Origin of the sequence: Bradyrhizobium sp. 199, from assembly GCF_023073355.1 — a bacterium.
In the GTDB taxonomy this organism is placed as follows: domain Bacteria; phylum Pseudomonadota; class Alphaproteobacteria; order Rhizobiales; family Xanthobacteraceae; genus Bradyrhizobium.
The window spans coordinates 2,001,478-2,023,576 of the sequence record NZ_JADPJI010000005.1; the positions used below are offsets into that span (position 1 = coordinate 2,001,478).

Genomic DNA, 22,099 nt, shown 5'->3' on the forward strand with positions numbered 1-22,099 from the left:
ACGATGCTACGACCCGTTCTCCGACGTAGAGCCACCCAGCATGCTTCAATCTACTCCCACTCGATTGTCCCAGGCGGCTTGCTCGTCACATCATACACCACCCGGTTCACGCCCTTCACCTCGTTGATGATGCGCGTCGCGGTCTCGCCGAGAAACTTCATGTCGAACTGGTAGAAATCCGCGGTCATGCCGTCGGTCGAAGTCACGGCGCGCAGGCCGACGACGAAGTCGTAGGTGCGGCCGTCGCCCATGACGCCCACCGTCTTCACCGGCAGCAGCACGGCAAAGGCCTGCCAGATGTCGTCGTAGAGGCCGTGCTTGCGGATCTGGTCGATGTAGACGGCGTCGGCCTGGCGCAGGATGTCGAGCTTGTCGCGGGTGATGTCGCCGGGGCAACGGATGGCGAGGCCGGGGCCCGGGAACGGGTGGCGGCCGACGAAGATTTCGGGCAGGCCGAGCTCGCGGCCGAGCTTGCGCACCTCGTCCTTGAACAGCTCGCGCAGCGGCTCGACCAATTTCATATTCATGCGCTCGGGGAGACCGCCGACATTGTGGTGCGACTTGATCGTCACCGAGGGGCCGCCGGTGAAGGAAACGCTCTCGATCACATCGGGATAGAGCGTGCCCTGGGCGAGGAAGTCGGCGCCGCCGATCTTCTTGGCTTCAGCTTCGAACACCTCGATGAAGAGGCGGCCGATGGTCTTGCGCTTGGTCTCGGGGTCGGTGACGCCTTCGAGCTCGCCCAAAAACTGCTTCGAGGCATCCACGTGCACGAGCGGGATGTTGTAGTGGTGGCGGAACAGATCGACTACGGTCTTGGCCTCGTCGAGGCGCAGCATGCCGTGATCGACGAACACGCAGGTGAGCTGCTCGCCGATGGCTTCGTGGATCAGCACGGCCGCGACCGCTGAATCGACTCCGCCGGACAGGCCGCAGAGCACCCTGCCCTTGCCGACCTGGGCGCGGATCTTCGCGATCTCCTCCTCGCGGAAGGCGCGCATGGTCCAGTCGCCGGTCAGGCCCGCGATCTTGCGAACGAAATTGCGGATCAGTTTGGCGCCGTCGGGCGTGTGCACCACTTCGGGGTGGAACATCAGGCCGTAATACTTGCGCGTCTCGTCCTGGATGATCGCGAAAGGCGCGTTCGGCGAGGTGCCGGCAACGGAGAAGCCCGGCGGCATTTTCGTAATGCGGTCGCCATGGCTCATCCAGACCTGGTTCTTGCCGCCCGGCGACCAGACGTCCTTGAACAGCTTGCTCGGCGCCTTCACCTCGACGTCGGCGCGGCCGAATTCGCGGTGATGGCCGCCCTCGACGGTGCCGCCGAGCTGCTCCGCCATGGTCATCTGGCCGTAGCAGATGCCCATCACGGGCACGCCGGAATCGAAGATCGCTTGCGGCGCACGGGGCGAGCCGGCCTCGTGCACCGATTCAGGGCCGCCGGAGAGGATCACCGCTTTCGGCTTCATCTCGTCGAAGGCCGCTTCGGCCTTGTTGAACGGCACGATCTCGCAATAGACGCCGTCCTCGCGCACACGACGCGCGATCAGCTGCGTCACCTGGCTGCCGAAGTCGACGATGAGAATCTTGTCGTGCGCCGAGGCCACCGAGGGCGTCGACGCGGACCGATCGTTCTGTGCTGCTGTCATGGCCAGCAAATACGCTGGCAGCGCGCGGGCCGCAACCGCGGGGGCGGCGCGCCCACATGCTTCTTTGGGCATGGACAAACCGATATAGGTAAGTATTATTGACCTAATGCCCGCTTCCTAAACAGGGGCCATTCAGGGAGAACGCCATGCCACAGCATCATCAGCCATCAACGCTTGCCGCGCTCGGCCGCACCTGGGTCGAGGCCTGGAATGCGCGCGATCTCGAACGCGTGCTCACGCTCTATGACGAGGACGCCGTGATGACCTCGGACCGCATCCCGGTGCTGGGGTTCGATGCCACCGGCACCGTGCGCGGCAAAGACGCCTTGCACGCTTATTGGGGCAAGGCGCTCGGACTGGTGCCGGAGCTGCATTTTTCGCTGATCGACCTGTTCGTCAGCCCGGATAGCGTCGTGGTGTTCTACGCCAACGAGCGTGGCAAGAAGATCTGCGAATATCTGCGCGTGAACGATGCGGGACTGATCGTGCAGGGCTCAGCGAACCATCTGGTCCATTGATCGGTCCGCGTCCGCAACATCAGCGCTTGCGTGCAACGGCCTTTCGCACCTTCGTATCGGACCAATTCAGCGGCCGGCCGGTTCGCGACGGCAGCACCAGCTGCCCCACCGGCTGGCCTGCCTGATCCACCAGGTCGGAATGGGCCTCGCCGCGCGCATAGAGATGCGCCTCGCCCCATTGTCGCAAGCCGACGATGACGGGAAACAGGTCGCGCCCTCGCCTCGTCAGCGCGTATTCCTGGTACGCGCTGCCGTCGGACGCCGGAACCAGTTCGAGCACGTCGAGCTCGACCAGCTTTTGCAGGCGCGTGCTGAGCATGCCCTTGGCAATGCCGAGGTTCCTCTGGAAATCGCCGAATCGGCGCAGCCCGTCGAAGGCGTCGCGCACGATCAGGAGCGACCACCAATCCCCGATAGCATCCAGCGCGCGCGCCACCGGGCATTCGGCCTTCGAAAAACCTGTTCGCTTCACGTTCGCTCTCCCATCTGGTTCGAAAATAAGACTAGACAGCGGCGCAAGCAACAGGTCCTATTATAGGACCAGATCGTGTCGGAGACGATGGATGACCAGCAGCGACTTCGCCAATCCCAAGACGATGGCCGGGACGGCCGGGCCCGGGCTTTCTTCCGCCCTGGCGCTGCTGCTTGCGATGGCTTGCGGCCTCAGCGTCGCCAACGTCTACTTCGCCCAGCCTCTGCTCGATGCGATGGCGCAGGACCTCGGCATCGCTCCCGCGGCGATCGGCATGGTCGTGACCTTCACGCAGGTCGGCTACGCGCTCGGCCTGGTCCTGATCGTGCCGCTCGGCGACCTCTGGGATCGCCGACGCCTGATCGCCGGCCAGATTGCACTGTCAGCGATCGGACTTGTGGTCGTCGGTACCGCATCGCACGCCGCGGTGCTGCTCGCGGGACTGACACTGGTCGGCGTGCTTGCCGTCGTCGTCCAAATCATCGTCGCCTTTGCCGCAACGCTCGCAGCACCGAACGGCCGGGGCCGTGCCATCGGGACGGTTACCAGCGGCGTCGTCGGGGGAATCCTGCTCGCGCGCTTCGCCTCGGGCGCGCTGGCCGATATCGGCGGCTGGCGCACGGTCTACCTGGTTTCGGCCGGTCTCATGCTCGCCATGGCGCTATTGCTGTTGCGCTTCCTGCCTCGCGGCCCGCACGCGGTAATGGCCGACTCCTCATATCTGTCGCTGTTGCGCTCGACGGCGGCGTTGTTCGTCGAGGAGCCCATCCTGCGCGAGCGTGCCTTGTTTGCGTTCCTGATTTTCGCCGATCTCAACGTATTCTGGACCTCGATCGTGCTGCCGCTTTCGGCGCCTCCTTTCTCGCTGTCGCACACGACGATCGGACTGCTCGGAGTTGCCGGCTTCGCCGGAGCACTCGGCGCGCGCAATGCCGGCCGCCTTGCCGATCTTGGATGGGCCCAACGCACCACCGGACTGTCGCTGATGTTGATGCTCGCCGCCTGGGCCGCGATCGCCTCCCTGCATGCCTCGCTCTGGTTCGTCGTTGCAGGCGTGATCATGCTTGATCTCGGGCTGCAGGCCGTTCATGTGACCAGCCAGAGCCTGATCGTCGCCGCGCGTCCCGATGCTGCAAGCAGGCTGATCGGGGGCTACATGATATTGTACTCGATCGGCAGCGCAGCTGGCGGCATCGCGGCGACCCTGGTGTACGCGGTCGCGGGCTGGAGCGGCGTCTGCCTGCTCGGTTCCGGAATCAGCGCCGTCGCTCTGCTGGTCTGGGTCATCGATGTGAGCAGGATACCACAGGCGGCCGGCTGCGCACCGACGCCCTCGTCGCCCAGGTAAATGCGCAGGCCCCGGAGTGCGGCATGCGCTAACATGCGGTCCCCCGTATCGATGCAGGATCCTCTCTCATGAAACTCCCGACCTCCCCCTTCACCGTCACCGACTGGAGCAAGGTCGAGGCGACCACGCATCCCGGCGAGAGCGGGCAGGCGTTGTGGCGCACGCTCAACATCGGCGATCTCCGGGTCCGGATGGTGGAATATTCGCCGGGCTATTTGGCCGACCATTGGTGCGATCGCGGCCACGTGCTCTACGTGCTGAAGGGCGAGATCGACAGCGAGTTGCGTGAGGGACGCACATTCAAGCTCACGGCAGGCATGAGCTACCAGGTCTCGGATTTCGGCGACGCCGCGCACCGGTCCTCGACCGCGACCGGCGCCACGCTCTTCATCGTGGACTGACAATGCACCGGAACGGTTACTTTGCACCGCAAAATAGAAAAGTCGCGTGAGGTCCCGGGCCACGGGTGGTGTCTTGAACTAGCCCCAAATTCTCGCTATATTGTGATCATCGATACTTGGCCGAACGACTGGGCCGCTTCGCTTCGTTGCTGACGGGCGCGCACGCTTCAGATGACTTCTCCAAACATCGACTGAACAGGGCTATGGGCGCAATGCTGCGTACCGGTCCAGTGCGTACTCTCTCTAACTAACTAAAGGAAATTCCCATGGCTATGGGCACCGTGAAGTGGTTCAACACCCAAAAGGGTTATGGTTTCATCCAGCCGGATGACGGCCAGAAGGACGTGTTCGTGCACATCAGCGCCGTCGAGCGCGCTGGCCTCTCTTCCCTCAACGAGGGTCAGAAGGTCTCGTTCGACATCGTCGCCGATCGTCGCAGCGGCAAGTCGTCGGCTGACAATCTCCGCGTCGGCTAACGCCCGCGCAGCGTTCTGACCACGGACGTACCGGCAGAACGTTAGAAAAAGAAAGCCCCGCGAGCTTCGGTTCGCGGGGCTTTTGTTTGGGCCCGTCATTCCGGGGCGCCCGCTTGGCGGACCCGGAAATCCACCGTGCGACAATCTCTGCGGCTCGATGGCTTCCGACTCTCGCTTCGCGCGCCCTGGAATGACGAGCTCAGCTTGTCTTCCTCAGCACCGAGACGAAAAACCCGTCGGTTCCTGTTCGCCGCGGCGTCAACAGCCAGCCCTCGTCCGACCGCAGCGCGGCCTGCGCAAAATCCTCCGCCTTGTCCCACAGCACGCTTGCGGTCTGCTCAGGCGGGACGACCGCGAACTCGCCATGGCGCGCGACGAACGCCCTCACCTGCTCGCCGTTCTCCTCTGCCAGCACCGAGCAGGTGATGTAGGCGATGCGGCCGCCTGGCTTCACCAGCGGCACCGCACGCTCCAGCACCTCGGCCTGGTCGCGCAGGCGGATCTCCAGCGCGCCCGGGCGCATGCGCCATTTGGCGTCGGGGTTGCGGCGCCATGTCCCCGTTCCCGTGCAGGGCGCATCGATGACGACGAGGTCGGCCGAGGCGCGGATCTCGGCCAGCGGATCGGCCTCGCCTTTTGGCGTGCGGACATCGGCATTGTGGACACCGGCGCGCGACAGCCGTTCGTGGATCGGCGCGAGCTGGCGCTTGTCGCTGTCGGTCGCGATCAGCCGGCCCTTGCCCTGCATCAGGGCGGCGAGCGCCAGCGTCTTGCCGCCCGCGCCCGCGCAGAGGTCGATCACCTGCTCGCCGGGTTTTGCCGCGGTGAGTTGGGCCGCGAGCTGCGATCCCTCATCCTGCACTTCGATTCCGCCCTTGATGAAATCCTCCTCGGCCTGGACCCCGGGGTTGCGCGCATCGGCTGAAAGCTCGATGCGCAGGCCGGTTGCCGACCAAGGCGTCGGTTTCGCATGAAGATGAGCAAGCGACTGCATTGCCTTGTCGCGATTGGATTTTAGCGTGTTGACGCGCAGGTCGAGCGGCGCCCGGCTCGCCATCGCAGCCGCCTCCGCTGCACGGTCCTCGCTGAACACCTTTGCAAGGTGGGGATCCAGCCATTCGGGATAGTCGCCCGCGATCGCGGCAGGCGCATCCTCGAGGGAGCGATGGCTCAGGGCCGCCTGCTCGGCCTCGGTCAGCGGCGCCGGCGCGAACCGGCTGCCGTCGAACAACGCGCCCATCGTCGCCGCGTCCATGTTGCGCTCGAGCCGGAGCATGCCGATCAGCCTGGCACGCGCGGTGTCGGCATCCATCAGGAACGCGCTCGAGGCGTAACGGCGCAGCACGTCCCAAACGAGGCCAGCGATGGCGGCGCGGTCACCGGAACCGGCAAAGCGGTGCGCGGTGCCCCACTCCTTCAGCGCCTTGGCCGCGGGCACGCGGTCCTTCTCGACGGTGTCGATGAGTTCGATGGCTGCGGACAGCCGGGCAGCGGGCGTCATTCTCAATCTTTCAGATCAGCTTTGGCGGGCATGCGCCTAGATCAGCAACAAGAGCTTCAGGGCGAAGTAGATCCACATCGCCAGCAGCACGAGCACGCCGGCGAGCCAGACCATGGAGCGCCGGCCGAGATCGTTCGAGGAGACGAAGACCCCGGCATGGGCAAAGCGCGTCACCACGAACACCCAGGACATCAGCACGATGAAGAGATCGGCGCGGCGAAGCGGCAAGGCCAGCGCGATCAGGACATAGAACAGCACCGGCAACTCGAACTGGTTCCGGTAGCAATTGGCGATTTGTGTGGCGCCCTTGGGCCAGTTCGGCTCGCCCAGCGCAATGTCGCGGATTTTCGTCTCGCCCGCGACCAGCGCCTTGCGGCGCGCGAAGACCATGCCGATCAGAAGCGCGAAGGTGAGCCCGATCAGGACGAAGACCGGCAGCAAGACCATTTGAACCGACATTTGAGCTTTCCCATCCGGCGGGGGGCCGCGGACCGTCCATTAGCCGCCGCTCCTCCTCCTGACAATCAACCAGTTGAACCGGCCTTGGCGGTCTTGCGACCAACCACCGGTAGTTTAAGAGATTTCGGCCCCTCGCGGGGCCCCAAGGCGAGATGGCGCCATGACCACCCTGTCCAGCCTTTGGACCGAATCCGCCGACGGCCGGCTCGGCATCCTGATGTCGGCGCTATCGGGGATCGCGATGGCGCTCGCGGTCGGGCTGGCGATGACGGTGTACTTCCGTTTGAGCTACCGGACCTGGCGGGACGTTGCCAGACATGGCTTTGCGACGCTCGCTGCGATCGTCCTGTTCGCCTTCGCTGCCTACGACATGCGCCATGCCGCCCTCGCCTATCTCGGCCTCAACCCGTCCAAGCCCGCCGTCGAGTTCGAGATCAGAATGCCCCGGGAGATGCTGACGGCCACGACCGACACCCAGATCGAGTTGCACACCGACCGCAACCAGACGCTGGCCCTGGTGGAGGGCGTGCGCGATCTCTCCGACGGCCGCACGATGCTGCGCGGCGCGGTCGCGCTCAACCACCGCACCGCGGACCGCGTGCTGGTCGTGAACCTGCCCGGCAAGGGCATTTTCGAGTTCCGTCTGCGCCTGCCTGCAGAGCCGCATCGCTCCGAGCAGTTCGGCCCCTGGCACCTCGCCGACCGCATCGCCTCGCCGCTCGCCGGCCCCGTGGCGCCGCAGGACGCCTACACGATCCGATACCGCGTGCTTTAAACTTTTGTTCGCTGCGATCCATGTCCGCGCCGTCATCGTTCCGACCCGCGAACTGGTCGCCAACTTCGACCGCGTTAGCGAGCACATCGACGCTGACAGACCCGATCTCGTCGTCAACACCGGTGACATCGACATCGAGGAGCTGCTCGCCCAGATGGGCGGCGAGCATTGACGCAAGCTGCTTCAAGCATGATCCGGAAAGTGCGCAGCGGTTTTCCGAAAAGATCATGCTTAAACAACAACCTAAAGCGCGAGGGCGATTCATCCGAATCGCATCGCGCTTTAGGCGACGCTCTTGAGGTCCTGCTGGATCGCGGCGAGCAGGGATTGCAGCGCTGCGCTGTTCACCGGCCTGGCGTTGGGATCATCGGTGGGCTGCTGCCTGACAGGGTTCGCCGCCTTGATCGGGCGCGTCGGGAATGGCGGGGGCGGTGCCGGCATCGCGGGACGGGTTAAGTCGCCCGTCTCATCGACCCTGACGAACTTGCCATGGATGACGTCGTCGCGACGGCCCATGACGAACATGGCCAGCCAGTAGCCGGCAGCAAGCAGGATAACGCTTAAAACACTGATCTCTAACATCGCAACACCTGAAATATGCGCGATGATTCAACGGCGTCGGCTTCGCGTCAATGAACCGGCGGTCACACCTGCGGCTTTTGCAGAACAGGTGTGGCCGATCGGTCACGCTTTGTTAACCATACCGCCCCCGCTCCTCGGGGAGGTCGGGGCAGGTCAGGCCTTGTCCGGCCCGACCCGGACCAGCTGCTTGCCGAAATTGGCGCCCTTGAGCAGCCCCATGAAGGCGCCGGGTGCGCTCTCAAGGCCCTCGGTGACGAACTCCTTGTATTTGACCTTGCCGTCGCGAACCCAGGAGGACATGTCGCGCAGGAAGTCGCCATGGCGGGCGGCGAAGTCCGAGACGATGAAGCCGCGGAAGGTCAGCCGCTTGGTCAGCGTCGCGCGCATCATGCTGGCGGCCCATTTCGGCGGCTTGGCCTCGGTGTCGTTGTAGTGCGCGATCAGGCCGCAGACCGGCACGCGGGCAAACGGGTTGAGCAGCGGGAACACCGCCTCGAACACGGCGCCGCCGACATTCTCGAAATAGACGTCGATGCCCTTGGGGCAGGCATCCTTGAGCTTCGCGGCTAGATCGGGGTCGCGATGATCGATGCAGGCATCGAAGCCGAGCTCCTTGACCACGTAGTCGCACTTGTCCTTGCCACCGGCGATTCCAACCGCACGCGCGCCCTTGATCTTCGCGATCTGGCCGACGGCCGAGCCGACCGCGCCGGAGGCACCGGCAACGACCACGGTCTCGCCGGCTTGCGGCTTGCCGATGTCGAGCAGGCCCGTATACGCGGTCATGCCGGGCATCCCGAGCACGCCGACCGAGGTCGAGATCGGACCGAGCTTGGGATCGACCTTGGCCAGGCCCTTGCCGTTGGAGATCGCGTGCGTCTGCCAGCCGGAGCGGATGCGCACGATGTCGCCCTTGGCGAAATCGGGATTGTTGGAAGCCGCGACCTCGCTGACCGCCTCACCTTCCATCACCCCGCCGATCGGCACCGGAGCTGCATAGGACGGACCATCGCTCATGCGGCCGCGCATATAGGGATCGAGCGAGAGCCAGATCGTGCGCAGCAGAACTTCGCCCTGGGCCGGTGTTGGGACAGCGAATTCCTCGATGCGGAAATCGGATGGCTTGGGTTCGCCGACGGGACGTGCGGCAAGAACGATGCGTTTGCCTTCGGACATAGCTTCCTCCTGATTGTCTTTCGACGTGGACGGAAGCGGAGGGAGGTAGCTGCGTCAATACAAAAGCGGCGGAGCGGCTAGGCCGAGGCGCATAGCTCTCGCGTCCCGGACGCCCTGCAGCGCCCTTGCGCTGCCGCGCAGAGCCGGGACCCAGATCGCAACACGCGCTCCAGTCGAGCGATGGGCCCGAATCTGCAGCGCATCACCGAAGTGGTGCCGCGCTGCGTCGGATGCACGAGACCGGCGCTGAATTCGCGACCGGCGACTAACCCCCGCCGGGATAGTTCGGGCTCTCGCGCGTGATGGTGACGTCATGGACGTGGCTTTCGCGCAAGCCCGCGCCGGTGATGCGGACGAACTGAGCCTTGTCGTGCAGCTCCTGCATGTCGCCTGCGCCAACATAGCCCATTGCGGCGCGCAAGCCGCCGGCGAGCTGGTGCATGACGTTGCCGACCGGGCCCTTGTAGGGCACCTGGCCCTCGATGCCCTCAGGCACCAGCTTCAGCGTGTCCTTGATGTCCTGCTGGAAGTAGCGGTCGGCAGATCCGCGCGCCATTGCACCGACCGAGCCCATGCCACGATAGGCCTTGTAGGAGCGGCCCTGCCACAGGAAGACTTCACCGGGCGTCTCGTCGGTGCCGGCAAGCAGCGAGCCGACCATGGCGATGTCGGCGCCGGCGGCGAGGGCCTTGGCGAGGTCGCCGGAGAACTTGATGCCGCCGTCGGCGATGACAGGGATGTCGGCCTTCTTCGCCGCTTCCACCGCATCCATGATCGCGGTGAGCTGGGGAACGCCGACGCCAGCGACGATGCGCGTGGTGCAGATCGAGCCTGGACCGATGCCGACCTTGATGCAGTCCGCGCCCGCATCGATCAGCGCCTGCGTGCCCTCGGTGGTGGCGACGTTACCGGCCACGACCTGCACTGAGTTGGACAGACGCTTGATCCGGTTCACCGCATGCAGCACATGGCGGGAATGGCCGTGCGCGGTGTCGACGACGACGAGGTCGACGCCGGCATCGATCAGTCGCTCGGTGCGCTCGAAGCCGGTGTCGCCGACGGTGGTGGCGGCGGCGACGCGCAGTCGCCCCTGCGCGTCCTTGCAGGCGAGCGGATGTGCGACCGCCTTCTCCATGTCCTTCACGGTGATAAGGCCAACGCAGCGATATTGCTCGTCGACCACCACCAGCTTCTCGATGCGATGCTGGTGCAGCATGCGTCTCGCCTCGTCCTGGCTGACATTCTCGCGCACCGTGACGAGACCTTCATGCGTCATCAGCTCGGAGACTTTTTGCCGGCGGTCGGTGGCAAAGCGCACATCGCGGTTGGTGAGGATGCCGACCAGCTTGCCGGGCGTGGACTTGCCGGCGCCGGTGACGACGGGGATGCCGGAGATGCCGTGATCGCTCATCAGCTTGAGCGCGTCGTCGAGCGAGGCCTCGGGGCTGATCGTGAGCGGGTTCACCACCATGCCCGACTCGTAGCGCTTGACCTGCCGTACCTGCGCGGCCTGTCCTTCGGGATCGAAATTGCGATGGATGACACCGAGGCCGCCAGCCTGTGCCATCGCGATCGCCATGCGGGATTCGGTGACGGTGTCCATGGCCGAGGCCATGATCGGGATGTTGAGCGGAATGGCGCGGGTGACGCGGGAGCGGATGTCGACCTCACCCGGCATGACGTCCGACAGGCCCGGCTTCAACAGCACGTCGTCGAACGTGAAGGCTTCGCGGATGCCCTGAAGTTGCACCGTGGCCATTTGCCAACTCCTTCCTGCGGCTTTGCCGCAAATGCTAATGGATGAGCGCCGGCCTCGGCGTACCTTGCGGCAACGCCGGAGAATCGGAGCCCATCGGTGGGGTTGACGCGGGTCGATAGCACGGCCGCGTGACGAATCAAAGCAATTCGGACCGCCGGCCAGCCATGCACAGGGTTTTTGGCCAATTCAGTCGCGCAGCGGCCCATCCACTATCGTTCCGGGGCGCGACGAAGTCGCGAACCCGGAAGCGGATCCTGCGGCCCGATTTCCGGGTTCGCGCCAAGCGGCGCGTCCCGGAATGACGGAAGCGGGCGAGTCACACCGTTGTTACGCAGGATTTAGGTGCTATGCGTCGATCCGCAATGGTCGCGGGCGGGCGGCGGTGATAAGCCGCAATAGCCCCTTCCTTCCGATTTCATTACCAGTCCCTCATGGTCGACAAGCAACGCATCATTCCGCTGATCGTGGCCACGGCTCTCTTTATGGAGAACATGGACTCGACGGTGATCGCCACCTCGCTGCCGGCGATCGCGGCTGACATCGGCACAAGTCCGCTGACGCTCAAGCTCGCGATCACGTCCTATCTGCTGTCGCTCGCGGTGTTCATCCCGGCGAGCGGCTGGACCGCCGACCGGTTCGGCGCGCGGATGGTGTTCGCGATCGCGGTGGGCGTCTTCATGGTCGGCTCGGTCGGCTGCGCGCTCTCATCCTCCGTCACCGATTTCGTGTTCGCGCGCATCCTGCAGGGCATGGGCGGGGCGATGATGACGCCGGTCGGCCGCCTCGTGCTGCTGCGCTCCGTCGACAAGAGCGCGCTGGTGAACGCCATGGCGTGGGTCACTGTCCCTGCCCTGATCGGCCCGGTGATCGGCCCGCCGCTCGGCGGCTTCATCACCACCTACGCGTCCTGGCACTGGATCTTTCTGATCAACATCCCGATCGGGCTGCTCGGCATCTTCATGGCGCTGCGCTTCATCGATCCCATCAAGAGCGAGACTCGAGAGCCGTTCGATCTCTACGGCATGGTGCTCGCGGGTGTCGGGCTTGCCGGCATCGCGTTCGGGCTCTCCGTTGCCGGGCTGAACCTGCTGCCGTGGAGCACGGTCGCCGCCCTGGTCGTGGGCGGCGCGATTGCGATGACATTGTATGTCCTGCACGCCCGGCGCACGGGCTCGCCAGTGCTCGACTTCTCGCTTCTGAAGCTGCCGACACTGCGCGCGGCCGTGCTCGGCGGCTTCATGTTCCGGCTTGGCATCGGCGCGCTGCCGTTCCTGCTTCCGCTCCTGATGCAGATCGGCTTCGGACTGTCGCCGTTCCATTCCGGCCTCGTCACCTTCTCCTCCTCCCTCGGCGCGATGGGCATGAAGACCCTGGCGGCACGCCTCATCCGCACCTTCGGCTTCCGCAATCTGATGACGGTGAACGCGATCGTCAGCGCGTTCTTCCTCGCGGTCTGCGCGCTGTTCACGGTGACGACGCCGCTGCTCATCATCATGGTGATCCTGGTGGTCGGCGGCTTCTTCCGCTCGCTGGAATTCACCGCGATCAACACGGTCGCCTATGCCGATGTCGAGACCGCCCAGATGAGCCGCGCCACCACGCTCGTCAGCGTCAACCAGCAGCTGGCCGTTTCGGCCGGCGTGGCGGTCGGCGCGGCCTGCGTGGAAACGACGATGTGGTTCAACCATGTCGGCGAGATCGACGCCACGGTGTTCGCACCGGCCTTCGTCGTGATCGCGCTGACCTCGGCGGCGTCGAGCTGGTTCTTCTGGCAGATGCCCGCCGATGCCGGCCACGAGATCTCCGGCCGCAAGGCCGTGGAGATCGCGAGCCGCAAGGGCGCCGGCAAGGGCGCGGAGAAGGCGGCGGTCAAGGCGGCGAGCGAGGATACGCAGGACGTGCGGGATCAGCGGCTGGGGTGAATCCCTCCTCGGTCGGAGTATGGAACTACCCCTTCGCCTCGCCCCGAAACCCCGTCGCCAGCACGTAGCGCTCCGAGGAATCCTGCCGGCTCGCCGCCGGCTTGACGTGACGCACGGTCGCAAAATCGCGCTTGAGCTGGGCCAGCAGCTCGGCGTCGGCGCCGCTCTGGAACGCCTTCGCCAGGAAGATCCCGCCCGGTTTCAGCACGTCGCAGGCGAAGGCGGCTGCGGTCTCTATCAGCCCGACGATGCGAAGCTGGTCGGTCTTGCGGTGACCGGTCGTGTTGGCGGCCATGTCGGACATCACGACGTCGGCGCCGCCGCCGAGCATGGCCTTGAGCTTCTCTGGAGCGTCGTTGTCCATGAAGTCGAGCTGCGCGAACTCGACGCCGGCAATCTCCGGCATCTCCAGCAGATCGATCGCGACGACCTTGCCCTTGCCGTCGACCGAGCCGACGCGCTTGGCCGCGATCTGGCTCCAGCCGCCCGGCGCGGCGCCGAGATCGACCACCGCCATGCCATGCTTGAGCAGCCGGTATTTGTCGTCGATCTCGAGCAGCTTGAACGCCGCGCGCGAGCGATAGCCGGCCGCCTTCGCCTTCACCACATAGGGATCGTTGAGCTGCCGCTCCAGCCAGAGCTTCGACGACAATTTGCGCTTGCCGCCGGTCTTGACCTGGACGTGCAAGCGGCCGGTGGTATCCTTGGCCATCTCACCAGCTCCTGAGCGCGCCGTCCTCGCGCATCATCTCGACCAGCATGCCTTCGCGCAGGCCCCGGTCGGCGACGCGTAGCCGCGGCAGCGGAAAGGCGAGCCTGATCGCATCGAGGATGGCGCAGCCGGCGAGCACCAGGTCGGCGCGCTCGACGCTGATGCAGTTGTTGCCAGCGCGCTCCTCGTAGCTCATGCCGAGCAGCTTGTTGATGGTCGCAGTGATGTCGGAATCGTTCATCCAGATACTGTCGATGCGGCGGCGGTCGTAGCGCGCGAGGTTGAGATGGATACCGGCGAGCGTCGTCACCGTGCCTGATGTGCCAAGCAAGTGCATGCCGGCGAGATCGCCGCCATGCTCTGCTGCGAACGGCGCGACGTGGTTGGCGACCACTTGCTCCATCGCAGCATAGATCTCGGGCGTCACGTCGCGCCCGCCGAACTGCTCGGCGAGCGTGACCACACCATAAGGGATCGACATCCAGGCTTTGATGCGCGGCTCCGGATGTTCCGGGTCGCGCTCGATCCGCACCAGCTCGGTCGAGCCGCCGCCGATGTCGAACAGGATCGCGCCACGCCCCCTCGGGTCGACCAGCGGCGAGCAGCCGAGCACGGCGAGCGCGGCCTCGGTCTCGCGGTCGATCACCTCGAGCTCGATGCCGGTCTCGGCCGCAACGCGGCTGCGGAAACCCTCGGCATTGGACGCCGCACGGCAGGCCTCCGTTGCAATCAGCCGCAACCGGCGCGCTTTCCGTAAGTTGATCTTGTCGCGACAGATGCTGAGCGCGACGATGGCGCGCTCGATCGCGGCATCGCTGATGCATCCGGTTGCCGAGACCCCCTCCCCGAGCCGGATGATGCGCGAGAAGGAATCGACGACGCGAAAGCCGTCCTGGGTCGGACAGGCGATCAGTAGCCTGCAATTGTTGGTGCCGAGGTCCAGCGCCGCATAGACGCCGGTTCCCGACCCCTGCACGCCGACGGCCGGTTCGGTGGCCAACGCCACCGCCGCCATCGACCCCAGCTCACCGTGCGGCGCAGGGCCGTCGCGGAGCCGCGTGTGGTCATTCATACAAACTGTCTTTCCGCGGCCCAATGGGCCGGTCTGGAATTGCTTTTTCGCCTGAAACATTAGCAGCGCGGCGAGCCTGCGCAACAACGCATCACATGGGACCATGCCCATTCGTGCGTTGTCGTGAACAGGGTGGTGGGTTATCTGAAGAGGTCCGGTGCCCCGCTGCCGCGAAAATGCGCAAATGCCGGCTTTTCAGGTCAATTCCATGCAAGAACACACCAAATCGTCCACGCTCGAAAATGCTATTGCATTGCAAAAATATGGTGTCGGCCAGCCCGTCCGCCGCAAGGAGGACGACACGCTGGTGCGCGGCAAGGGCCGCTATACCGACGATTTCAACCTGCCAGGCCAAGCCTATGCCGTGGTCGTGCGTTCCACCCACGCCCACGGCATCATCCGCGGCATCGGCATCGATGCCGCCAAGGCAATGCCGGGCGTGCTGGGGGTATGGACCGGCAAGGATCTCGATGCCGCCGGCTACGGCCCCTTCACCTGCGGCCTGCCGCTGAAGAGCCGCGACGGCTCGCCCCTGCTTCAGACCAACCGTCAGCCGCTCGCGACCGACAAGGTCCGCTTCGTCGGCGATCCCGTCGCCTTCGTGGTGGCCGAGACGCTGGCGCAGGCCCGCGATGCCGCCGAGGCGGTCGAGCTCGACGTCGAGCCGCTGCCGGCGGTGACGGATCCCGAGGAAGCTGCCAGGCCCGGCGCGCCCCAGCTCTACGAGCACATCCCTGATAACGTCGCGCTGGACTACCATTATGGCGACATGGACAAGGTTGACGCTGCCTTTGCCAACGCCGCCCATGTCACCAGGATCGACATCGAGAACACCCGTGTCGCCGTGGTCTCGATGGAGCCGCGCGTCGGCCTTGCCTCCTACGACAAGAAGACCGAGCGCTACACGCTGCAGGTGCCGACGCAAGGCGTCGCCGGCAACCGCGCCAACCTCGCCAAGAACCTCAAAGTGCCGAACGAGAAGGTGCGCATCCTCACCGCCAATGTCGGCGGCTCCTTCGGCATGAAGAACATCAACTATCCCGAATACATGTGCATCCTGTACGCGGCCAAGGCGCTGGGCCGCCCGGTGAAATGGCTCGACGAGCGCTCGACTGCCTTCCTCTCCGACAGCCACGGGCGTGCGCAGAAGATCCATGCCGAGCTTGCGCTCGACGCCGAAGGGCATTTCCTCGCGGCCAAATTATCCGGCTACGGCAATGTCGGCGCCTACATCACCGGCGTCGCGCCGGGGCCGCTTTCGCTCAACACCGGCAAGAATTTTTCCAGCGTCTACCGCACGCCCTTGATGGCGGTCGACATCAAGGTGGTGCTGACCAACACCACGCTGATGGGCGCCTATCGCGGCGCCGGCCGGCCCGAGGCGAACTATTACATGGAGCGGTTGATCGACCGCGCCGCCGACGAGATGGGCATCAACCGGTTGACCTTGCGCAAGCGCAACTTCATCAAGCCGAACCAGATGCCGTTCCCGGCCTCCTCCGGAGTCACCTATGACAGCGGTGATTTCCAGGCCGTGTTCAACAAGGCGCTTGAAATCTCCGACCACGAGAATTTCGCCAAGCGCAAGAAGGAGAGCAAAAAGGCCGGCAAGCTGCGCGGCATCGCGGTCGGCTCCTATCTCGAAGTCACCGCGCCGCCGAGCCCCGAGCTCGGCAAGATCGTGTTCGATCCCGACGGCAGCGTGCAGCTCGTCACCGGCACGCTCGATTACGGCCAGGGCCATGCGACGCCGTTCGCGCAAGTGCTGTCCGAGCAGCTCGGCGTTCCCTTCGAAAGCGTGAAGCTGGTGCAGGGCGACAGCGACATCGTCCACACCGGCAATGGCACCGGCGGTTCGCGCTCGATCACCGCGACCGGCATGGCGATCGTGGGCGCCGCCAAGCTCGTGATCGAAAAGGGCAAGCGCGCCGCGGCGCACATGCTGGAGGCCTCCGAGACGGACATCGAGTTCGAAGGCGGCAGCTTCACCATCGCCGGCACCGACCGCAGCATCGACATCATGGAACTCGCCAAGAAGCTGCATGACGGCAAGACGCCGGACGGCGTGCCTGACAGCCTCGACGTCGACCACACCAGCGAACCGGTGCCCTCGGCGTTCCCGAACGGCTGCCACGTCGCGGAAGTGGAGATCGATCCGGAGACCGGCGTAGTGCAGATCGTGCGCTACAGCGCGGTCAACGATTTCGGCACGGTGATCAACCCGCTGCTGGTTGCTGGCCAGCTCCATGGCGGCGTCGTCCAGGGCATCGGGCAAGCGCTGATGGAGCACGTTCGCTACGACGAGAGCGGCCAGCCGATCACGGGCTCGCTGATGGACTACGCCCTGCCCCGCGCCGAGGACGTGCCGAACATGACGATCGGCGATCACCCGGTGCCGGCCACGACCAATCCGCTTGGCAGCAAGGGCTGCGGCGAAGCCGGCTGCGCCGGTAGCCTGTCAACCGTGGTGAACGCCGTGCTCGATGCGCTCTCCGATTACGGCATCAAGCACATCGACATGCCGCTGACCCCGGAGCGCGTGTGGCGCGCGATCCAGGACGGGAAGGTGAAGGCGGCGTAAGCTTTGTTCGTCATTCCGGGGCGGCCCGCAGGACCGAACCCGGAATCTCGAGATTCTCAGGTGCGCAATTGCGCACCGTAGTTCGATGCTTCGCATCGCCCGGAATGACGGTGTTGTTTTTTAAGCCACCGCCTGCTCGCGCGGCTGGTAGATCGCGGTGTGCTGACAGTGCGCGATCGGCGTCGTGCCGTTGGCAACTACGAGCGCGTCGAGCTCGACGAAGCGGTGGCCCTTCTTCTCGTAGTTGGCTGTGACTTTTGCCCGCGCCGTGATCTCGTCACCGGCGCGCGCGGCCGACAACAGCTGCATACGGCTACCAACATGAATCCACGGGCCCAGAATAGTGTTGTCCACCAGCACGCGGTTCATCACGCGCTGGATCAGGCCGGGATGGCCCAGCCCCTCGCGCACGAACACCGGATCGGTCTCCCTGATGTCGGCGAGATAATCGGCCGCCTCCTGTCCGGCCCAGCGGCGCGGCATGGTGCCCAGCCATTTGCCAGTCTCGAACGTCGCGGGGCTGACCGGCTTGCGCTCGGACGCAACGGGCACCGCGAAATAGTCGCTCAGTGACACCACGGGCGCCGCCTGCGGCAGCGAGGCCGTTCCGGTCGCGCACAGCTCTGTACGGCTGAACACCTCGATGGTGAGCAGCTCGTTGTGCTCGGTCGCATCGACATCGGCGATCTCGCCGTCATAAACCGGCTTGATGAAGCGCGCCTCGATCAGCCCGCGCGAGAGGAAATCGCGCCCCCAGCGGGCAATCGGCACGTGCATCATGTAGGCGAAGACGTCGACGCCCGGGACCAGCCCGCCGGAAAAGCCGAAGCGGCGCGCCACCGTGTCGTCGTGCATCTTGTTTTCGGATTGCTTGGCGGTGTTGTAGGCCTCGACGCGGTGGGTTTCGAGCCGATTCGGCATGATGGGCGTTCCCTGCATTCTTGTTGTTTCGAGGCCGATCGTAGGCCTCGGGGAACACCGGTCAATCCCCTCGCCTTTGCGGCCCGAATGGGGTACCACGCGGCCAATGACCGGCACTCCCACCCGCATCTTTGTCGACGCCGACGCCTGCCCGGTGAAGGACGAGATCTACCGCGTGGCGCTCCGTCACGGCGTGCCCGTGAGCGTCGTCGCCGGCAATTTCATCCGCGTGCCGCACGACCCGCTGATCGAGCGTATCGCGGCCGGCGCCGGCATGGACGCCGCCGACGATTGGATCGCCGAGCGCGTCAAGTCCGGCGATGTCGTCGTGACTTCGGACATTCCGCTGGCGAGCCGCTGCGTCAAGGCCGGAGCTGAGGTGATCGCGCCGAACGGAAAACCGTTCACGGAGGAGTCGATCGGGATGACGTTGGCGGTGCGCAACCTGATGACGGATCTGCGTTCGGCCGGCGAGGTCACCGGCGGCCCCAGATCGTTCTCACCGCGCGACCGTTCCACCTTCCTCTCAGCGCTCGACCAGACCCTGCGCCGCATCCAGCGTCGCCGCGCTGACCAGACCGCCACCAGTCAGGGCTGACCATGGCGCCGCCGCTGATCCAATTGAAAGACATCAGGCTGACCTTTGGCGGCACGCCGCTGCTATCAGGTGTCGAGCTCAATGTTGCGCCATCCGAGCGCGTCTGCCTGATCGGCCGCAACGGCTCGGGCAAGTCGACGCTGCTGAAGATCGCCGCCGGCCTTGTCGAGCCCGACGGCGGCATGCGCTTCGTGCAGCCGGGAGCGACCGTGCGCTATTTGCCGCAGGAGCCGGATTTCGGCGAGCACAAGACCACCCTGGCCTATGTCGAGTCCGGCCTCGCGCCCGGCGACGACCAGCACCAGGCGCGCTATCTTTTGGAGCAGCTCGGGCTCACGGGCGAGGAGAACCCGCATAGTGTCTCCGGCGGAGAAGCCCGTCGCGCGGCGCTGGCCTATGTGCTTGCGCCCTCGCCCGACATTTTGCTCCTGGACGAGCCGACCAACCATCTCGATCTCTCCACCATCGAGTGGCTGGAACAGGAGCTGGATAGCCGCCGCAGCGCGCTGGTGATCATCAGCCACGACCGCCGCTTCCTGACCAATTTGTCGCGCTCCACGGCGTGGCTCGACCGCGGCAGGATCAAGCAGATCGACCGCGGCTTTGCCTCGTTCGAGACCTGGCGCGACGAGGTGCTGGCAGAGGAAGAGCGCGACCAGCACAAGCTCGACCGCAAGATCGTCGACGAAGAGCACTGGCTGCGCCACGGCGTCTCCGGCCGGCGCAAGCGCAACGTCAAGCGGCTCGCCAATCTGCACACGCTGCGCGACCAGCGCCGCAACTATCGCGGCACCGCCGGCACCGCCAGTCTCGCGGCGGCCGAAGCGGAGCAGTCGGGCAAGCTGGTGATCGAGGCGAAGGGCGTCACCAAGGCCTATGGCGAACGCAAGATCGTCGAGAATTTTTCGACCCGCATCCAGCGCGGCGATCGCCTCGGCATCATCGGGCCGAACGGCGCCGGCAAGACCACGCTGGTCAATCTGCTCACCGGTGGCATGCAGCCGGATTCCGGCACGATACGTCTCGGCGCCAATTTGGAGACGGCGACGCTCGACCAGCACCGCGAAAGCCTCGATCCCAAATCGACCCTCGCGGAAGCGCTCACCGGCGGGCGCGGCGATCAAATCATGGTCGGCGGCAAGCCGAAGCACGTGGTCGGCTACATGAAGGACTTCCTGTTCGCACAGGAGCAGCGCGGCACGCCGGTGGAAGTCCTCTCCGGCGGCGAGCGCGGCCGGCTGATGCTGGCGCGCGCGCTGGCAAAGCCGTCGAACCTCCTGGTGCTGGACGAGCCAACCAACGATCTCGATCTCGAAACGCTCGACGTGCTCGAGGAGATGCTCGGCGATTACGACGGCACCGTTATCCTGATCAGCCACGACCGCGACTTCCTCGACCGCGTCGTCACCTCGGTGATCGCCCCGGAGGGCAACGGCAAATGGGTCGAATACGCCGGCGGCTACAGCGACATGCTGGCGCAGCGCGGTGCGGACCTCAAGCGCGAGACCGCAAAGGCGCAGGCCCCGGCGGAGAAGAAAGAGGAGCGGCCGGCCGCTCCCGCCTCCTCGGCCAAGCGGAAGCTGAGCTTCAACGAGAAGCATGCGCTGGAGACTCTACCGAAGAAGATGGAGACGCTGCAGGCCGATATCGCCAAGCTGCAGCGCGTGCTCGACGATCCCAACCTCTACACCAGGGATCGCAAGAAATTCGACGACACCTCCGCTGCGATCGCCAAGGCGCATGAAGAATTGTCCGCCGCCGAAGAACGCTGGCTCGATCTTGAAATGCTTCGCGAAGAAATTGAACAGGCTTAACCCATGACAACCACCCTCGCCGCCAAGATCGCTCGCGAATATGGCACCCCCTGCGCGGTCATCGACATGGACAGGGTCGAGCGCAACATCGCACGAATCCAGAAAGCCTGCGACGAGACGGGAATTGCCAACCGCCCGCACATCAAGACGCACAAGAACCCAACCATCGCGAAGATGCAGGTCGCGGCCGGCGCGAAAGGCATCACCTGCCAGAAGCTCGGTGAAGCCGAGATCATGGCCAACGCGGGCATCGACGACATCCTGATCAGCTACAATCTCCTTGGCGAAGAGAAGATGGCGCGGCTCGGCGCGCTCCAGGCCAAGGCCAACATGACGGTCGCCGCCGACAATTCGACCGTCGTTGCCGGCCTGCCGAAAGCCGCCGCGGCGTCGGGCCGTCCGCTGTCCGTCGTGGTCGAATGCGATACCGGCCGCAAGCGCGCCGGTGTCGAGACGCCGGCTGAAGCCATTGCGCTGGCGCGCGAGATCGCAGCCTCGAAGGGGCTGCAGTTCGCCGGCTTCATGATGTATCCGACTGAAACAGGCTGGGCTGACGCGCAGAAGTTCTACGACGAGGCGCTGGCCGGCGTGCGCGCGCATGGGCTCGATGCAAAGATCGTCTCGACCGGCGGCACGCCGAACCTGAAGAATCTCGGCAAGCTCAAGGGCGGCACCGAGCACCGCTTCGGCACCTACATCTACAACGACCGCATGCAGGTCGCGGCCGGCGTCGCCAGCTGGGACGACTGCGCGCTGCACATCTATTCGACAGTCGTGAGCCGCGCCGCGCCCGAGCGCGGCATCCTCGATGCCGGCTCGAAGACGCTGACCTCAGACACCGGCGGGCTCGACGGCCACGGCCTGATCCTGGAGCACCCCGAAGCCAAGATCGCGCGCTTTGCCGAGGAGCACGGCTTCCTGGATCTCTCCCGTAGCAACACGCGCCCCAATGTCGGCGACGTCGTCCGCATCGTGCCGAACCACGTCTGCGTCGTCGTCAACATGATGGACGAGGTCGTGATGGTCCGCGGCGAGGAGATCATCGGCACGCTGCCGGTCGCCGCGCGCGGGAAGCTGCGATAACAGCTGCCGCAGGGTGGGCAAAGCGTATCGTGCCCACGACTTCTCGTCGCAACTGCGAAAGATCGTGGGCACGGCGCTTTCGCCCCCCTTTGCCCACCGTACGAGTTTTCGGGAGGACTGCGCTCGGTCAGCCATCATTGCGAGGAGCTCTTGCGACGAAGCAATCCAGGCTATTTCTGAAGAGGTAATCTGGATTGTTTCGCTGCGCTCGCGCTGACGGTGGTTAAAGCATGATCCGGAAAAGTGCGCAGCGATTTTCCGAAAAGATCATGCTCAAACA

At 65.2% G+C, this 22,099-nt stretch carries 21 protein-coding genes; 11 read left to right on the top strand and 10 right to left on the bottom strand.

What is annotated here, in order from left to right:
• Window positions 1–50: 50 nt before the first annotated feature.
• Entirely contained in the window at window positions 51–1,649 is a 1,599-nt protein-coding gene (gene guaA, locus IVB28_RS18270; protein WP_247527938.1) for a glutamine-hydrolyzing GMP synthase, read from the bottom strand.
• A 146-nt stretch (window positions 1,650–1,795) separates the two neighbouring features.
• Between guaA and IVB28_RS18275 the strand changes: the two genes are divergently transcribed.
• Entirely contained in the window at window positions 1,796–2,167 is a 372-nt protein-coding gene (locus IVB28_RS18275) for a nuclear transport factor 2 family protein (protein WP_247527941.1), read from the top strand.
• A 19-nt stretch (window positions 2,168–2,186) separates the two neighbouring features.
• Here the strand turns inward: IVB28_RS18275 and IVB28_RS18280 are convergent, their stop codons facing one another.
• A complete protein-coding gene (locus tag IVB28_RS18280; RefSeq protein WP_247527943.1) occupies window positions 2,187–2,639 on the bottom strand; it encodes a helix-turn-helix domain-containing protein in 453 nt (150 codons plus the stop codon).
• A 91-nt stretch (window positions 2,640–2,730) separates the two neighbouring features.
• Here IVB28_RS18280 and IVB28_RS18285 point away from each other — a divergent pair, with 91 nt between their 5' ends.
• The 3 genes from IVB28_RS18285 (at window position 2,731) to IVB28_RS18295 (ending at window position 4,864) form a co-directional block, all read left to right on the top strand.
• Entirely contained in the window at window positions 2,731–3,987 is a 1,257-nt protein-coding gene (locus IVB28_RS18285; RefSeq protein WP_247527945.1) for an MFS transporter, read from the top strand.
• 68 nt (window positions 3,988–4,055) lie between these two features.
• The gene (locus IVB28_RS18290; RefSeq protein ID WP_247527947.1) at window positions 4,056–4,388 is read left to right on the top strand and encodes a DHCW motif cupin fold protein; all 333 of its coding nucleotides are present in this window, start codon (window positions 4,056–4,058) and stop codon (window positions 4,386–4,388) included.
• Window positions 4,389–4,654: 266 nt separating this feature from the next.
• A complete protein-coding gene (locus IVB28_RS18295; RefSeq protein WP_008141931.1) occupies window positions 4,655–4,864 on the top strand; it encodes a cold-shock protein in 210 nt (69 codons plus the stop codon).
• A gap of 199 nt (window positions 4,865–5,063) precedes the next feature.
• Here the strand turns inward: IVB28_RS18295 and IVB28_RS18300 are convergent, their stop codons facing one another.
• Window positions 5,064–6,365, bottom strand: coding sequence for an RsmB/NOP family class I SAM-dependent RNA methyltransferase (locus tag IVB28_RS18300; RefSeq protein WP_247527949.1), 1,302 nt, complete (start codon window positions 6,363–6,365; stop codon window positions 5,064–5,066).
• A 36-nt stretch (window positions 6,366–6,401) separates the two neighbouring features.
• The gene (locus IVB28_RS18305; RefSeq protein ID WP_247527950.1) at window positions 6,402–6,824 is read right to left on the bottom strand and encodes an MAPEG family protein; all 423 of its coding nucleotides are present in this window, start codon (window positions 6,822–6,824) and stop codon (window positions 6,402–6,404) included.
• A gap of 160 nt (window positions 6,825–6,984) precedes the next feature.
• Here IVB28_RS18305 and IVB28_RS18310 point away from each other — a divergent pair, with 160 nt between their 5' ends.
• Both IVB28_RS18310 and IVB28_RS18315 read left to right on the top strand, forming a co-directional pair.
• The gene (locus IVB28_RS18310) at window positions 6,985–7,599 is read left to right on the top strand and encodes an acriflavin resistance protein (RefSeq protein WP_247527951.1); all 615 of its coding nucleotides are present in this window, start codon (window positions 6,985–6,987) and stop codon (window positions 7,597–7,599) included.
• 4 nt (window positions 7,600–7,603) lie between these two features.
• Complete coding sequence (locus tag IVB28_RS18315; RefSeq protein WP_247527952.1) at window positions 7,604–7,771, top strand: hypothetical protein; 168 nt, start codon at window positions 7,604–7,606, stop codon at window positions 7,769–7,771.
• 110 nt (window positions 7,772–7,881) lie between these two features.
• Here the strand turns inward: IVB28_RS18315 and IVB28_RS18320 are convergent, their stop codons facing one another.
• The 3 genes from IVB28_RS18320 to guaB all read right to left on the bottom strand — a co-directional run bounded on the left by IVB28_RS18320 (window position 7,882) and on the right by guaB (window position 11,116).
• Window positions 7,882–8,181 (bottom strand): hypothetical protein, encoded by a 300-nt coding sequence (locus IVB28_RS18320; RefSeq protein ID WP_247527953.1) that lies wholly within the window; start codon window positions 8,179–8,181, stop codon window positions 7,882–7,884.
• 153 nt (window positions 8,182–8,334) lie between these two features.
• Window positions 8,335–9,357: an NADP-dependent oxidoreductase gene (locus IVB28_RS18325; RefSeq protein ID WP_247527955.1), complete on the bottom strand. Its 1,023-nt coding sequence runs from the start codon at window positions 9,355–9,357 to the stop codon at window positions 8,335–8,337.
• A gap of 265 nt (window positions 9,358–9,622) precedes the next feature.
• Complete coding sequence (guaB, locus tag IVB28_RS18330; protein ID WP_247527956.1) at window positions 9,623–11,116, bottom strand: IMP dehydrogenase; 1,494 nt, start codon at window positions 11,114–11,116, stop codon at window positions 9,623–9,625.
• A gap of 431 nt (window positions 11,117–11,547) precedes the next feature.
• On the opposite strand from guaB, the gene IVB28_RS18335 reads away from it, so the two are divergent.
• A complete protein-coding gene (locus IVB28_RS18335) occupies window positions 11,548–13,038 on the top strand; it encodes a DHA2 family efflux MFS transporter permease subunit (protein WP_247527957.1) in 1,491 nt (496 codons plus the stop codon).
• 25 nt (window positions 13,039–13,063) lie between these two features.
• Here the strand turns inward: IVB28_RS18335 and IVB28_RS18340 are convergent, their stop codons facing one another.
• Both IVB28_RS18340 and IVB28_RS18345 read right to left on the bottom strand, forming a co-directional pair.
• The gene (locus IVB28_RS18340; RefSeq protein WP_247527958.1) at window positions 13,064–13,750 is read right to left on the bottom strand and encodes an RlmE family RNA methyltransferase; all 687 of its coding nucleotides are present in this window, start codon (window positions 13,748–13,750) and stop codon (window positions 13,064–13,066) included.
• A gap of 1 nt (window position 13,751) precedes the next feature.
• The gene (locus IVB28_RS18345; protein WP_247527959.1) at window positions 13,752–14,822 is read right to left on the bottom strand and encodes a Ppx/GppA phosphatase family protein; all 1,071 of its coding nucleotides are present in this window, start codon (window positions 14,820–14,822) and stop codon (window positions 13,752–13,754) included.
• A gap of 208 nt (window positions 14,823–15,030) precedes the next feature.
• Between IVB28_RS18345 and IVB28_RS18350 the strand changes: the two genes are divergently transcribed.
• Window positions 15,031–17,403, top strand: coding sequence for a xanthine dehydrogenase family protein molybdopterin-binding subunit (locus IVB28_RS18350; protein WP_247527960.1), 2,373 nt, complete (start codon window positions 15,031–15,033; stop codon window positions 17,401–17,403).
• A 120-nt stretch (window positions 17,404–17,523) separates the two neighbouring features.
• On the opposite strand, the gene IVB28_RS18355 is transcribed toward IVB28_RS18350, so the two are convergent.
• Window positions 17,524–18,324 (bottom strand): hypothetical protein, encoded by an 801-nt coding sequence (locus IVB28_RS18355; protein WP_247527961.1) that lies wholly within the window; start codon window positions 18,322–18,324, stop codon window positions 17,524–17,526.
• 106 nt (window positions 18,325–18,430) lie between these two features.
• Here IVB28_RS18355 and IVB28_RS18360 point away from each other — a divergent pair, with 106 nt between their 5' ends.
• From IVB28_RS18360 to IVB28_RS18370, 3 genes are read left to right on the top strand one after another with little or no spacing between them, the layout of a single operon-like run.
• The gene (locus tag IVB28_RS18360; RefSeq protein WP_247527962.1) at window positions 18,431–18,922 is read left to right on the top strand and encodes a YaiI/YqxD family protein; all 492 of its coding nucleotides are present in this window, start codon (window positions 18,431–18,433) and stop codon (window positions 18,920–18,922) included.
• Between the two features lie 2 nt (window positions 18,923–18,924).
• Window positions 18,925–20,736 carry an ATP-binding cassette domain-containing protein gene (locus IVB28_RS18365; RefSeq protein WP_247527964.1) on the top strand — a complete coding sequence of 604 codons (1,812 nt, stop codon included), beginning with the start codon at window positions 18,925–18,927 and terminating at the stop codon, window positions 20,734–20,736.
• Window positions 20,737–20,739: 3 nt separating this feature from the next.
• A complete protein-coding gene (locus IVB28_RS18370; RefSeq protein ID WP_247527966.1) occupies window positions 20,740–21,819 on the top strand; it encodes a D-TA family PLP-dependent enzyme in 1,080 nt (359 codons plus the stop codon).
• Window positions 21,820–22,099 lie beyond the last annotated feature (280 nt).